This window comes from Myroides sp. LJL115, from assembly GCF_054871665.1.
Map to the genome: position 1 here is coordinate 15,798 of NZ_JBTXLS010000008.1, position 14,702 is coordinate 30,499.

Annotated in this window: 10 protein-coding genes; all 10 read right to left on the minus strand. The window is 33.2% G+C overall.

Translation table 11 applies throughout. The annotated features are described in order from the left end of the window. Positions 1-3: 3 nt before the first annotated feature. Entirely contained in the window at positions 4-2,535 is a 2,532-nt protein-coding gene (locus tag ACYSNX_RS03360) for a hypothetical protein (RefSeq protein WP_461753276.1), read from the minus strand. A 3-nt stretch (positions 2,536-2,538) separates the two neighbouring features. Further along, complete coding sequence (locus ACYSNX_RS03365) at positions 2,539-3,060, minus strand: hypothetical protein (protein WP_461753277.1); 522 nt, start codon at positions 3,058-3,060, stop codon at positions 2,539-2,541. Positions 3,061-3,078: 18 nt separating this feature from the next. Next, complete coding sequence (locus tag ACYSNX_RS03370) at positions 3,079-6,642, minus strand: hypothetical protein (protein WP_461753278.1); 3,564 nt, start codon at positions 6,640-6,642, stop codon at positions 3,079-3,081. Between the two features lie 811 nt (positions 6,643-7,453). Next, positions 7,454-8,350 (minus strand): 23S rRNA (adenine(1618)-N(6))-methyltransferase RlmF, encoded by an 897-nt coding sequence (rlmF, locus tag ACYSNX_RS03375; protein ID WP_461753279.1) that lies wholly within the window; start codon positions 8,348-8,350, stop codon positions 7,454-7,456. 254 nt (positions 8,351-8,604) lie between these two features. After that, positions 8,605-10,098, minus strand: coding sequence for a carboxypeptidase regulatory-like domain-containing protein (locus ACYSNX_RS03380; RefSeq protein WP_461753280.1), 1,494 nt, complete (start codon positions 10,096-10,098; stop codon positions 8,605-8,607). Positions 10,099-10,108: 10 nt separating this feature from the next. Continuing rightward, on the minus strand, positions 10,109-11,467 hold the full coding sequence (locus ACYSNX_RS03385) for a CsgG/HfaB family protein (RefSeq protein WP_461753281.1): 1,359 nt from the start codon (positions 11,465-11,467) through the stop codon (positions 10,109-10,111). A 5-nt stretch (positions 11,468-11,472) separates the two neighbouring features. Next, positions 11,473-11,871 (minus strand): curli assembly protein CsgF, encoded by a 399-nt coding sequence (locus ACYSNX_RS03390; RefSeq protein WP_461753282.1) that lies wholly within the window; start codon positions 11,869-11,871, stop codon positions 11,473-11,475. A gap of 23 nt (positions 11,872-11,894) precedes the next feature. Continuing rightward, a complete protein-coding gene (locus tag ACYSNX_RS03395; RefSeq protein WP_461753283.1) occupies positions 11,895-12,635 on the minus strand; it encodes a CsgE family curli-type amyloid fiber assembly protein in 741 nt (246 codons plus the stop codon). 52 nt (positions 12,636-12,687) lie between these two features. Then, positions 12,688-13,185, minus strand: a complete 498-nt coding sequence (locus ACYSNX_RS03400) for a hypothetical protein (protein ID WP_461753284.1) — start codon at positions 13,183-13,185, stop codon at positions 12,688-12,690. 117 nt (positions 13,186-13,302) lie between these two features. Then, positions 13,303-14,268: a hypothetical protein gene (locus ACYSNX_RS03405; RefSeq protein WP_461753285.1), complete on the minus strand. Its 966-nt coding sequence runs from the start codon at positions 14,266-14,268 to the stop codon at positions 13,303-13,305. Between the last annotated feature and the right edge of the window lie 434 nt (positions 14,269-14,702).

The following is a 14,702-nucleotide window of genomic DNA, read 5'->3' on the forward strand; positions in this document are numbered from 1 at the left end:
AGACTATTTGTACGCCTTACTTGGCAAGGCTGGGTTACTAATAGTAGAACAATCATCTACCACTATTTTCATTGGCGCAGAGTAACTACTACATCCATTAGAATTAGAAACTCTTACCCTAACTAAAACACCATTAATCACTTGGCTTGCATGCGATACTTTTAAATTATTAGAGGTTGATTGTAAGATGGAATTAAATGAGTTACTCTGTAACACAATCCAAGTATTAGGGTCTTGCGCTAAGGCATATTCCCATACTACCGTATCGCTTGTAGTTATTTTATATAAACCATCAGAGTTCTCACAAAACTGCCAATGCGATTCCAGTGTTTGCTCGATGGGCAATCCTTTTATTGTAACAGTAAAAGCTATCTTTTCTCCATAACAACCAGTACGTCCTTCAGCGACATAGTAGGTATATACTCCTTCATTTGTAGGATGTGGAATCTGACTTAGTGGAGTAGAATCAGTTTCATTTCCAAAGTAGAAAAGGGTCAGTCCATGCTGAAGTCCAACCTGGGAAACTTTATTTTCTAAAGTATAGTTATCACCTAAACACACGTCGATATTCTGTACTGTTGGCGTAGTGCTTATCTGACTAGAAACAGCTTTAAATTGCAAGAAACATCCAAAATTAGACCAAGGTAATTGCGCGTAATACACAATCCCCAGTTCAGAAGCAGGAAAATCTCCAGTTACTAAAACAGCTGGTGCATTAGGAATACTGAAGTCAATAGAATAAAACTTTGTACCCGAAGGATAATAAACTTCTACTGTAGCGCGAGGCACTTCATTAGAAGAACTATCACATGCAACTGCAAATACTTTGGCTCCACTTTGACCTATTGTAGCACAATTGGATAAAAAGGCTGGAGATAAATTTATATCCAAATCCATACTATCATACTCTGCCTCAAAGCAATTAGACTCTGAGTATCCTTTGACAAAAGGAGTATCCAATTCTATATTGGAATTAAGTCCAATACCACTAACTTTTCCGTTAATACCAGCTGTTAACAAACAGTTGTTAAACGAACTAGTAAGTATTTCACAATTATCCGTAGCCCTTAGAGTATAACGTAATTTACCTAGGATTGCGTCTTTATCTGCATTAGATAATTGTTTATCAAATACCCATGTTATTATACCGCCAGATAGAGCAGCAGAGTTATTCCCCTGTGGATGACTCCATGAAACTGAACCTTTTACATCCAAACTTGAATCAATAGAAGCAGATACAAAGTGCATATTCGGTGGTATGACTACCTGTACTTTTCCATCTTTAATCTTCTCATTTCCTTTGTTCTTTATAGTTAATTCAAAGGAAACCTCATCCCCAGGATTTACTTGTGATCCCGAAGAAATACCAGGTGTAGTGATACTATTGAATGCTTCAACCTCTGGAACATATGCATCCACAGCAAATATTATAGTACTGATTACATAGGTATCTCCAGTAGTCCCATATTGGAATTTAGTACTTTGTTGATTATTATCAATAAACTTATTATTGCTATTGTCTAACTTAAAAGTAAATACATCTACCCCGTAGTTATTTGTATTATTATGTACGCGAGTATTAGGCGCAATATCAATTGTAGAATTGAAGAAGTTGTTTTGAGTATTTGGCCCATGGTTTAATTTTTCATAGGAATTACTTGTATTTAATTTCATTTGAAGAAAATCATTTACAATATCCGCATCACCTTCTCCTGCAATAATTCCCAGCTTTACACTAATAGCCCCACTTTGAGCAGCCCTAAAGCCAGTCACAGTTAAATTTTTAATTTTAGAAGAGGCATCCGCTCCGTTGATAAAACTAAACCCATCAAAAACAGTAATATCCTTCCAACTAAGTTTTGGGTTTTCATAAATCACTACCATTCCCCACCCTCCAAAATAACCAGTAGAGGATCCATTTCCTATTGTTGTGGCAATATCCGCAACACTATAAGTCCCCCAAGCATTATTTCCTAAAGCAATTACTTTATCTGTAATATCTACATAGGAAGTATATATGTCTCTTTGAGAACTATTACCTATATTACTAACATCAGCGTTATATTCTACATAATTAGATTGACCTGGTAATTTTACTTTTATCTTTTTCTTTTGCAATCCATTTTTAAGTTTTGTTGCATCATTGGAACTGTTTTCTCCCCTACCAGTCCAATACAATCCAGCATAAACGATCTTAGTACAAGTTAAATCTAAACCGGTTGGCTTTACCAAAGTTGAGGAAGAAGAGTTACTGATACTAGAACCATCTCCAGATAATTTATAAAAGCTCATGTTTCCATTGTTACCATTTCCCTTATCTCTATTATTTGGATTGTTATTGTCATACAAATTAGAATTACCAATCATCGTGAAATCTCCCCTGAGATTATAAATCCCTTCATTTGTATGTGGAGAAGGCGCCTTAGAGGAAGTTCTCAAAGTAAATTCATCTTGACCTAAGACTGAAAAAGTACACACTAAAAAAAGTAATATACTTAGATGTACTCTTAGCTTATCTATATATATTTTTTTCATAGCTTATGTGTTTTCAGGTTGTAATTGACTTAGAAGAAGTATTCTCTTTGAATCTCCACCCTTTTGATTTGCTCTAGCTTTAAAATTAACTTCAGCTTTAATTAGTTGATTTTCACTAATTGAAGTAAGTACTATATACTGTAGATTAGGTAATAAAGAAAACTTTAAATCTACATTTCGCATTGTATTAAGATTCTCTGCTTCTGATAAATCAATGCAAACAACTCTGATATTATTCATTGACTCTTTAAATTCTGGAACGTTTTTAACTACTTCTAAAGGAAAGAGTCCATTCATGAATAATATATCTATTTCTTCTTGTCCTTTTTTAAGAAAGGAATGTACATATCCATTAGGATATACACTCATGGAAGATTCATAACCATAAACTTTGCTTTCTAACTCCCTTAATTCTTCCGTAGAGATACTTTTAGCTAAATCATCCCAACTTGTAACAACTATATTTTGAGCGCTACCCCCTATACAAACCATGCATAAGACTAGCAAATAGATGATGTTTTTCATATTTGTAGACTTTTTAGATTAGCGAATACTAAAAACAATATTCATAAATGAACCTACACTAACATTTGCAGTATTTAAAACCTCATAAGTCAATATTCCATCATCCGAAACATGAACATTAGTATAAACAGTAGGATCTGCATAGGTTACAAAATAGTTCAACTCATCCGCTTCAAAAAGTGGCAAGCCCGCACTTTGATCACTTTTGGCTATTGGAGTTTCAAATTGATCATTGAATATTTCATATAAGTTAATCTCCCCTTTTCTAGTGGCATTATTAAATGCAACTCCAGATGGTAAGTTCGCACTAGCACTTGTTGGAACTAAAACAGAAGGCATGTAAAAGAAACTAGGTAAAGCACTCTTTACATTTACCTTATAAATGGTTTCATTTGCATCTGTTGGATTAGCTCCTGAAGTAACAGTAGTATTTAGGCCAGCTGCTACAGAAACCTTACCTGCAATAACTGGGGACTTTGGTATCCACTTTCCCTGTACAGAATCATAGGTAAGCACTTGATTATCTGCTGGAGTACCTTCTAATACTCCAATTCCTTGAAGAGCAACTACACTATTATCATTTAATGCACCTGTAACATCGCCGTCTAGTAATTCTTTTGTTGGGTCAACTGACACCGTATAGGTATGTAGTTTCCCATCAGCACTACTACTATATGCTACATCTATGCCAGTACCTTTCACAACTTTAGTTAGAATCTGACCACTTTGGATATCTGTATCAGAAATAGAAGCGTTAACCAAATATTCAGTATCCTTACCGTTAACTGTGGGAACAACTGTTACGTTAGTTCCTGCTTTAACTGAACTTGTTTTCTGATTACCTGCTACAAGAGTACTTTTATTTTCCCAAATTGGCTCTCCACTAGTATTAGTTACTAAAACTTGATCGCTCCCGGCATCAGCAATTTTAGCTGTAGTAACTGCATTATCCTCAATTTTAGCAGTAGTCACGGCACCATCGAAAAGCTTAATAGTAGTTACTGCCCCTGATTTAATATTTGCGGTTACATCTTTTAGTAAAGCTACGTTAGCTTCTGAAGACAAATCTAGATCTGTAGAACTAAGTGATTTACCATCAGTAAACTCAGATATACTTTGAGTCTTAGGTACCCACTTATTTGCTGTTGCATTGTAGGTAAGTACCTGCTTATCTATTGGTGTACCTTCTAAAACTTCTATTCCTTGAAGACCAACTACAGTATTATCATTTAGTGCACCTGTAACATCACCTTCGAGTAGTTCTTGTGTTGGATCAACTGAAACTTTATATGTATGCAATTTTCCATCACCACTAGGTGTATATTCTACATCTACACCAGTACCTTTCACAACTTTAGTTATAATCTGGCCATTCTGAATGTCAATATCAGGAGTAAAGGTAGCAGAAGAAATAGTGTACACGGTATGTTTACCATCGGGAGAAGTTGTAGAGGCAACAGTTATGTTTGCTCCTGGTGCAACAGAGGTAGTTTTTTGAGCAGCTTGAATAGCGGCATCAGAAACAGATACGGTATAAGAAGTTTCATTGCCTGCAATATCCTCAATAACCTGTACATTATCTCCTTCGATTACTTTAGAAGTGTGATCAATGCTTGCTAAATTAATTTTATTAGACTCAATACCATTGACACTCGTTGTTAAATTATTACCATCTAAGGCATGTTTAACCTCAGCAATAATAGTGGCAGGTTTATCAACTCCATTAATAGTTGAAGTCATATTATTTCCAGTACTAGATAGATTATGGATAATCTCTGGTGAAATAAGCGTTTTATTTACCCACTCTAACTCGCCATTATTGTTAGTTATTAAAACAGTATTAGCGCTACCTGGATTAATCTGTGTAATGTTTAATTTACCCCCGATTAAACTTAAATCAAAATTGGCTTGATTAATAGAAAGGGTTACATCTTTTAAAATAGATTCATCTCCGTTAGTTACTGTTAGTAGATTATTAGCAGATTGTAATAGTTTGCCCTCGAAATTATCCTGAGATAACTTCTGGTATTTTACACTTCCGTCACCTTGGACAACTCCAACCATCGTCTTTTGCGCAGGAGTAGCTCCCAATTTATCTTGAGTTACAGCTCTACCTTGAAGCATTTCAGTAGATATTTTATCTACTAAACTTACTGAAGATTGTATCCCATTTACCTTTGATACTAAAGAAGAATTATCTAAAGTTAAAGAGTTTGTAGTAAGCACATCTATAGCAGACCAAACAATATCACCATTCTGATCTACAACTAAGATATCTCCCTTATCCCCTTTAAAAAGTTGATTTAGGTTTAAAATTCCTCCTATATTTTGTAAACTCAATTTACTTTCATCAATATCTAAGTTTACTTCTTTTAATACAGAACCCTGTCCATTGGTAACTACAATCTTGTTATTACCCTTTAGATCTTTGCCCTGAATCACAGTACTCACGTCAACACTTAGAACACCCTCTTGGTCTACTAATAAACCACTTCCTGGCTTGACCACTCCTAGAGAGCTAGCCGTAGCAGGCTTTACCTCTAAAGTATAGGTTAAGGTGTTACCATTAACATTACTTTGAACAGTAATGTTTTTAGAGGTAGTAGCATCAATTCTAGTTTTCTCCTGGTTGTCTTGCACTATTTGGGTCAAATCAAATTCAAATACCTGTTCGTTCTCGTCAGTAAAATTTAAAATCCTAGTGGTAGGATTATAGAAAAGACGTGTTACACTTTGATGATCTTTTACAAAAGTTTTTAAAATATTATACAAGTCTAAGTCTAATTTCCCATGAATAATATCTACTAAATCCCCACTAACATTGATCTTAGTTTGAAGGCCATTTTCATTTGTGTAAGTATATTTCCCAGGTCCATCTTTAACTAAAGTGGTAACTGTCTCTGCACTTTTGACAAATCCTTCCAAGTCAATTGTAGTAGAATCTCCATTCTCATCATAAAATATGATGGTATGATCGTTTAGGTTCTGAACGATTTTTGTAACCGATTCAAAAGTCTTGACAGCACTTTTAATATCTACACTGACTAAATTATCACTTTCATTTTTGTAAGTTAAAATACCTGTAATAATATCATAGTTTAAGATAGTGATGAAGTCATCACTTGAAAAAAGTAAAGTTGTCTGGTTTTTAGACTTATCGATATAATATAATTTATCATCATCATACAGAACATTCCCTTGGGTGTTTCTAATAATATTTTCAATTATATTCGTTACATGAACATCCTGAGAGATTTCTTCGAAGTTGTCGATAACCACCTGAGGAATGTCTTCTGTAATTAGAAGTCTATTCCATTTATTATTCTCCCAATAATAATACCCTGGGCTTAATACATCTGTTGAATTAGTATTATACACAAGTAGACTTGCTATATTTCCAGCCTTAATTGTTACAGCATCCGTCAAGTCCTCTAAAGCGATATTTGGAATTAATAACCCTCTTTCGGAGGATATTACAGCAAGTTCTGCGGATTTATTTGGAACAAGGGTTCCAACACCAACTTGCGCATAAAGGGAAAAAGCTCCCATTAAGCATGCTACTGATAGTAATTTCTTATTCATAGTTAGTAAGTAGTTTGATGTTTTTCCATTAATACGGAACACAGTAATGCGCATTGTCTTTTACTGAAACAAATTTTGATAATTTTACTACAATTTATGTTTCAAAAAATTGGTATTAGGGTATTTACAACCAAAAAAAGGTTATAAAGCAACAGCTATAAAACCAGTTCTTTACACACACAACTAGCTTACAATCAGACTTATATCTTTTTAAAGCACTATACTAAATAGGATAATTTAAACTACCTGTAAAATTGATAAAAACTAAACTAACAACTACTCTATTTTACTAAGTAACACTATACTTTTAAATATCAAAAATTAACATATCAAAACGTATAATACTATTAAATACAAAAAAAAAGACAAATTATCAATTTTTAGCCTCATAATAAACTACTCCAAAAAGGTACTTTAAGTTAAAATTTTAACACCTTATTCCGATTTAAAGCTACTTTTTATATTATTTAGCTATTAGAACACTTTTTTAAGCCACAAAATATCGAACTATACCCTATTTAAAGCCTAAAAGTCAAATACATAACTTGTCCTTTGTTAATTTAAAGCGGATTAAAGACCAGAAGTACACTACTCTAATAAGATAATCATAGACCTTTAGAATATACTTTAAACAGTAGCTATAATAGCTTATAACGCTTCTTTAAACAGGGCTAGTTTTCGAGTCACTATATATATTCAAAAACATACTTGTTTAAAACAAAAAAGGCTTGTAAAGATGTTTCTCTACAAGCCCAATATATTTTAAATTAATCTTCTACTCCTTATATCATTAATTTTCTTTTGTGGTCACTTAAAAACGCCAAGCTAATATTCTACTTACTTTATTGCCCTGTTGCATTGGGATAATCTGGGAAGAATCGACTTTTAATCGCTTTAATAAAGACTTTAAAAAAAACAAATTATCTTTGTTAGAAACTAAAGTGGTAAACCATCCTACCTGTTTGGCATAATGTCTACTCTCATAGATATAGTTTTCAATAAAGCGCCTCTCACCTCCGGGACAATATAATTCATTAGAAGAACCGCTAAAATTACGATTTTCGATGTTTTTTTTATTTCCCAAATTGGCATTCTTTCTGTTTGCCTGGCTATTGTACTGTTCCTTTGAATTGAAAAAAGGAGGATTACACATAACCGCATCAAAATAGTGATTCAAGGTAATAATACCTTTTAGAATATGATTAGAATTGCTTTGTACTTTTAATTGAACCTTTACTGCTAAATTTGGATTAGCATTTATAATTTTCTGAGCATTATCTAAAGATGCTTTACTTATGTCAGAAGCTAAGAAACTCCAGTTATATTCTCTACATCCTATTAAAGGATAGATCATACTAGCTCCTGTCCCAATATCTAAGATGGAAATACTAGTTATCTCAGAAGGCTTCTCATACTCCTTTTCTTGTAACAGATCATTTAAATAATGAATATAATCCGCCCTGCCTGGTATAGGTGGACACAAATTTTGCTGGGGAATATCCCAACTGTTAATTTGATAATCTTTTGCAAGTATTGCCTTATTCAAGCATTTTACAGCCGAATAATTAGAAAAATCAATAGTATCTATTCCTAAAGGGTTTTTAATTATATACCCTTGGAGTTCACTTACATGATTAACCAATTCTTTAAAATCATATAGCTCATTGTGTTTACTTCTTGGATGTAGCTTTCCTTTGGAATTTTTCAATTTTTCTCTAATTATATTTAATCTACAAAACTAGAGTAATTAAATAGTATTTATAGCTAATTAAAGTCTAAACTTTAATAAAAAATAATACTGCCTGTACTCGTACCGCACACCTCAAGCCTTTGAAAGAAACCAGTTTAAAATTCAGGTTACCTAAACAACTTGTACCTGAGATTCTCACTAAGGTTTCTATGTGTTAAAGTACGAGTATGCAGTATTTAGAAAATAATCTCTTTTCAAATGTTTTCCACCTTTTATAGCCAATCTGGCATTTTGGCATTGCTTTGAACTAACTTCCTATCTTTAGAATTAATATCCATACTATATAAATTGGCGGAAGACTTTCCGTCATTGGAAGTATTAGTAAAAATAATATAAGCCTCATTTGGTGAAAACCTCGGATCTATATCTATTGTACCATTTGGTTTATTACCAGAAACTGAACTAGAAGCATTTGTCTTTCTATCGTAAATGAAGATCTTACTATCAAATCTTCTATATTCTGAATTTTGCTCTCCAGAAATATCATGAGAGTAAACAAGTTTTTGCCCGTTAGAAGATAGATGTAAACCTGATACTGCTCCATCCACTTTATCCAAGACACTAAATAAAAGGTTCCCATTAAAATCTACCGCATAAATAGATGCTTGGTAACCATTAGAATCATTGGTTTTCAAAGCAATTATACTATGGGTATGATTTACGTCCATTTCAGAGATAAAAGCCCCATCTTTAGTTTGATAGATTAATTCAAGTCCTTGACCATTTGAAGAAATACGATACAACTTATCAAAATTTGAAAAATATATTTTGTCACTTTGACTAGGCCAACATATACCTAATTCGTTCATATTGAACCCCATTGGTTTAACATCTGTAGTAACCTTAGTTAAATTAGATCCATCCCTATTAATGGTATAAATATCTGTACTAGCTCCATTATTTTGTAAAAAGGCAATTTTGTTAGCCTCATAATTTCTTCTAGGTCTATAACTATTTATATTAGAAGACGTTAAAGCAAAGTCTTCTGCTTTATCGTTTGTAGAGAAAAGTACATTATTCTCAGCTACCTTTCTGGTAAATAGAATTCTATTCTCTAAAGGAGCAGTAAATACACTAAAAGACCCCATTTCACTTTTTACTGGCTCATGTAGGGAATTATCTACAGTTACTTGCCAAAAATATTTAGCTCCAAGCTCTAATTCATCATAAGTATAAACCGAATCTTTTATTCCCTCCAAATAAATAACTTTATCTGTATTGGCATTGTGTAAAGTCAGAGTATAATTAACCTCTCCTACTATATCGGGTTCTGAACTCCAAGAAAAATTAGCCGAAGTGCTAGTTAGAAGTTCATTGTTTTTAGGAGTTTTTAAAACTGGGACAATCGGAGGAGTCTGTTCTTCTTTTTGGTACTCCATTTCCAGTACTACATTAGATTTTCTACCGCTATAGACCTTTGTAGGTTCAAAAATTGTTACATATCCTTTTCCTTGCCCCTTAACAGAATAATCTCCTTGTTTTACGTTAGTTAAGATGAACTTACCATCTTCATCGGTAAAAACCGTATTAGTAAGTGGAGAAGTCTCAATTTTAATATTAGCCAATGGCTTTAGATCGTCATGCGAGACTACAGTCCCCTCAATGGTACCTTCTCCAAATTCATCTTGATAGTCTTCACTACAAGAAATGCTTATAAATACAAGAGAAAGTACTACTAATAATATCTTTATATATTGTGTTTTCATGTCGTTTAAATTAAAAGTAATACCTTAATCCAATCCCAAAGTTGAAGTAGTAATCATCTCTTTTTCCACTTTTAAGGTTGTCTAATTCATCATTAAAAGTGATATTTTGCTCTGCAAAACCAATGATACTTACTTTAGAGCTAGCCTTATAACTTAAGCCTAAACCATATTGAAGTTTAAAATAAGATTTAGTCTTTTTGGCTGAACTATTATGAAATAAAAAATAACCAGGGCCACCGTAAATGTATGGGGAAAGCTTATCATGGGGTAAAAGAGTAGCTCTAATATTTCCATCTAAACTATACACTTGACTGGAAAATTCATTTCCTGCTTTAAGCGAAAGAGCATTTAAGCTAATTTGCGCATCAAAAACTTGACTAATCGCTCTAGCATATGCTAACCTAAAGGAATACCCTGGTTTTTTCTTTTTAATATCTCCATCTAAAAGGCTTACTCCACCGGTAAGCTCTACACTGTTTTTATCATTTAAAACATCTAGCTTGCGATCGTACAACTTTGTTGACTCATCTTGTTGCTTCTTATAATTATACTCAGCAATTAAAGCCTTATCTACCTCTTCTCCAGAAGAAGTAGACCATAGGTTAGATTCGATCCCTTCAATAATCAAACCATTCACAGCCTTTTCAATAGCCTCTTTCATCGCTAAGTGAACAGGTTCATTGGTGGTAAACCCAGTTTCAACCTCTAATAAGCGCTGAAAATTAACGAACTTAAAGAGGTTTGCTGAAACGGCTTGTGATAAAATTGTCTTTGATACATACACCGTTTTAAGTATCTTACCATTAGTCGTTGAAACAGCTCTTAAATACACTGTCAATCTATCTTCTCTATATTGATTAGCAGCTCCCACCCCGAAGTAGCGTACCCCAGAGCCTCCTGTAATAATATTAGTATCATAGGAAATTACCCCTCCTTCTAGGAGGATTCCAGCAAAAAGTAAAGGCGGTAAATGCGCTTGTGTTGGCTCTCCGGCTTTTTTGAATTGCTCCCTTGTGGTTTGAATTATATTACGTTCATTTAAAAGATTACTTAAATTTTCCCTTTCCACAACAGTAAACCATCCACTATCCTCTAAAGCTTTAATAAGCATAGTAGTTCCCCCTTGCGAAACAGCTGTACTAAACGAGCTACCTACTTCAATGCTTTTGTACTGCCCTGTTTGATCGCGAAAATTGTAAACCCCTGCTACAATTGGTTCAGTAGGCTTGGGAAGATCTTTAAGTATTTTATATTGATTAGTTACTTCTCCTACACGAGCTCCTTTTTTTGAAAAGGGTTGATTCATATAGGCCCCGCAACCAGTTAGTGTCAACGCTAATAATATACCACTTGCAAAATATTTTCTCATATTGCTTAGTTATTTGGCATAGTTATTTGTGTGAATTCCCCTGTCACTGTATTTAACATATTAATTACAGTTCCATTTTTTGTTTCAAAAATCTCAATAGATAACGTCCCTATAGTAAAAACTCCTTCTTTTATTCCATTAGAAAAACTTTCTTCAAAGAGTTCCCTAGATAGTTGGTTCATCAATTGATTATTAATTCTTTCTTCAAAAACTTGTTGGGAATTTTTTGTTCCTTTCTCGTCTTTTTTCTCCTTAAAGCTATTTTGTGCTTGGGCAGAAGATAGGATCATTTGGTAATTAAAAGTCTCCCCGCCAAAAAATGGACTAATGGGCTTATAAGATAACTGCTGGCTATAACAAAACCCTACCCATAGTAGAGTTGTTAAAAAGATTATTTTTCTCATGTTGTTTAGGTATTAAGTACTGATTAATAAATTTTTAAGCGCTTTTCCTTTTGGTTTTCAAGTGCTATATAACGTTGAACCCTAGCTAGGGCAACTTTAACCATCACTCTAATAAAATCATATTGGCTGCGTACAAAAAACTCAAATAGCAACTGATTGTCAGCATATACTCTCAAAATGGTACTAGAGCCCATACTCCAGGTTTCTGTTATTTTGATGATTGCATTAGTTTTGATATTAGTGGCAATAAACTGACTATAAAACAATTGGTAAAAATCCCTACCTGCTTTTGTTTTTGTTTGATCAATTACAATATTTTCTAAGTGAACTATCTTATATTCTGGAGGACCACTCACTTGGCTACTATACTTAGCGAGTTGCTCGCTAAAGGCCTCTTTTATCCTCAAAGAATCTATTTGTTCATTTAAAGCCAAACGCTTCATCCCAACCAAATCTGAATTAGTGTCATATAACAATAATAAAAGTGTAAGACTTTCATTTTGATTCAATTCTACATATTCTTCAAAAAGGGTTATTGTTTGGAATTCTTGTACGACAAATCTACCTTCCCTCTTTTCCAAGGCTTGATTGGCAAGCGAGTCAGAAGACTTGATAATTGAAAAGACTGCAGATAAACTTTTAGTCTGATCTATTTTATTAAAAGCTTGAGCAGTAACTAACATATTATCCTCAAAGTATTGGATATTTAATTCTGCTTGTATTTTTGTATTAAGTATTTGACTATAGCTAACACTTGAAAACATTATTATAAAGAGTAGCAGGCTTACTTGTCTTATAACAATGTTTTTTATCATTTTAATTGAAATTATTAATAATTAAAGAGCGATTATCCCCTTGTATATGTATAGTCATCTCTTTAGTCATAGAGTTTTCGCCATAAATAGAAATAGATTGGTTTGATCCCTCTTGAAATACTTCTACATTTTGACTTACATAAGGATTATTAGTATAGTGCTCCATTGAGTTGTTACCTCCTTCTTGACGCACATTTTGTTGAACTTGATATCCACTTACATCCACATCTATATAATTTCTATCTCCAAATTGTCCATAAGTAGCCTCATAAGAGGCGGACGTTATGGAAGCTTGTAGTTTATTTTCGTCCCCATGTTGCAGTACATTCACAGTATTATTCTGTTGCGAAGAGTTTAAAATCACTATAGGTACCTTTGTTACTGATTCCCCCATAAAGGGTTGTAGGTGAATTTGATCAATATGTACTGGATTTTGTCCATAGATTAAAGAACTAAAACCAAAAAGACAAAACGTATAAAATAACTTATTTGTTTTCATAATAATAGGTTTTAAATAAAACGTTCCTTTTCTTATAAATAAAAAGGATGAGTCAGCCTTTTAATTTGAGAGCTAACTCACCCTATTTCATTTCAATAAGCAATCAAATTTTAAAAATTAGTTTGATCCACCTTGTTGATAAACTTGAGAAGAGTTTAAATTACCAATTTGATGAGTTACACTAGAGTGTCCATTACCAATTTGAGTGTCATAAGCGGCGTTATTGTTACCAGTTTGCATGGTATAAGATAAGTTTGCAGCCCCCTCTTGGTAAGTATCGTGCATATTCCCTGCTCCATTTTGAGTAATGAACGTTGCATTATACATACCATCTTGTTCGATTATACTAAAGTTTTGCTCTCCATTTTTCTGTAAAACTTCTGCATAGTTTCCTTCTCCATACTGAGTAGTCATAGAAATACTGTGATCTGCATTGTTTTGCTCAACTAAAGCTAAGTTTTCTTCACCAACTTGTACAACAGTAGCATATCCCCAATCTGTGAACTGGGAAATTTCACTTCCATTGTTATCACCTTGTTGAATTACATCAGCTACGTTGTTATCACCGATTTGGTAAAATACTGAAGCGTTTTCATCTCCATACTGTCTTGAACGAGCCCAGTTATCATCTCCTTGTTGCCCTAAAAAAGTTAAGTTATCATTACCCTCTTGAAAAGCATCGTTCTCGTTACCATTACCAATTTGAATAAGTTCCGCTTGGTTAAAGAAACCATCTTGGAAAACAGTTGATTGGTTGTTGTCTCCAATTTGTGTAACTGAAGAATCATTTCCAACAAAAATTTGTTCTACGTCAGCGCTATTTCCGTTACCACCTTGTCCAACATAACTATTGTTTACATAACCTGATTGACGAACTTGAGAGTTGTTATCGTCTCCATACTGTTCTACTTCTGATTGGTTACCAAGTCCAGCTTGCTCCATTTGACTAGTGTTTGAGTCACCAATCTGGCGAAGTTTAGCTAAGTTTTGATCTCCGAATTGATCAATTGTAGAACTGTTGTTTTGTGCAAATGCAAATCCACTGAATGCAATTGCTGCTAAGCATAATACTGTTTTTTTCATAATTTTAGAAAATGATGTTAATAAAAAAAGTTTGTTAATAAGGTCTCCAATTACCTCTTCTTTGTTTACTATCTCTATTATGAAAAAAAACAAATTTTACCAAAGTCTACTATATATTTGTAAAACAATATGGCCTATGCTTAGTCTCACTTTTCAAGTTACTGCACTCGAAGTAGTTATTGTTGACAAGGCAAAGATTCTATTAATTTGAACACCAAAACATACCCTTTTTAGGGTATTTTTCTCACTATTTTCAGCCCTTTTTTCGCCTTTTTTCACTCTTTTTATTACATTATAACAATTACATTATGAATTAAATGATATATCACTTATTGATTTAACAAAATATCATCTTTCAAAATACTACCACTAAGTTATTTTAACAGTTTTTTGTAAGTTTGGTGTTTCTATTTTTTTTTATATTTTTGTATGTA

Excerpts from the sequence above, each read along its gene's own strand:
- ACYSNX_RS03360 (WP_461753276.1), bottom strand. The coding sequence starts at position 2,535 with ATGAAAAAAATATATATAGATAAGCTAAGAGTACATCTAAGTATATTA.
- ACYSNX_RS03365 (WP_461753277.1), bottom strand. The coding sequence starts at position 3,060 with ATGAAAAACATCATCTATTTGCTAGTCTTATGCATGGTTTGTATAGGG.
- ACYSNX_RS03370 (WP_461753278.1), bottom strand. The coding sequence starts at position 6,642 with ATGAATAAGAAATTACTATCAGTAGCATGCTTAATGGGAGCTTTTTCC.
- ACYSNX_RS03380 (WP_461753280.1), bottom strand. The coding sequence starts at position 10,098 with ATGAAAACACAATATATAAAGATATTATTAGTAGTACTTTCTCTTGTA.
- ACYSNX_RS03385 (WP_461753281.1), bottom strand. The coding sequence starts at position 11,467 with ATGAGAAAATATTTTGCAAGTGGTATATTATTAGCGTTGACACTAACT.
- ACYSNX_RS03390 (WP_461753282.1), bottom strand. The coding sequence starts at position 11,871 with ATGAGAAAAATAATCTTTTTAACAACTCTACTATGGGTAGGGTTTTGT.
- ACYSNX_RS03395 (WP_461753283.1), bottom strand. The coding sequence starts at position 12,635 with ATGTTTTCAAGTGTTAGCTATAGTCAAATACTTAATACAAAAATACAA.
- ACYSNX_RS03400 (WP_461753284.1), bottom strand. The coding sequence starts at position 13,185 with ATGAAAACAAATAAGTTATTTTATACGTTTTGTCTTTTTGGTTTTAGT.
- ACYSNX_RS03405 (WP_461753285.1), bottom strand. The coding sequence starts at position 14,268 with ATGAAAAAAACAGTATTATGCTTAGCAGCAATTGCATTCAGTGGATTT.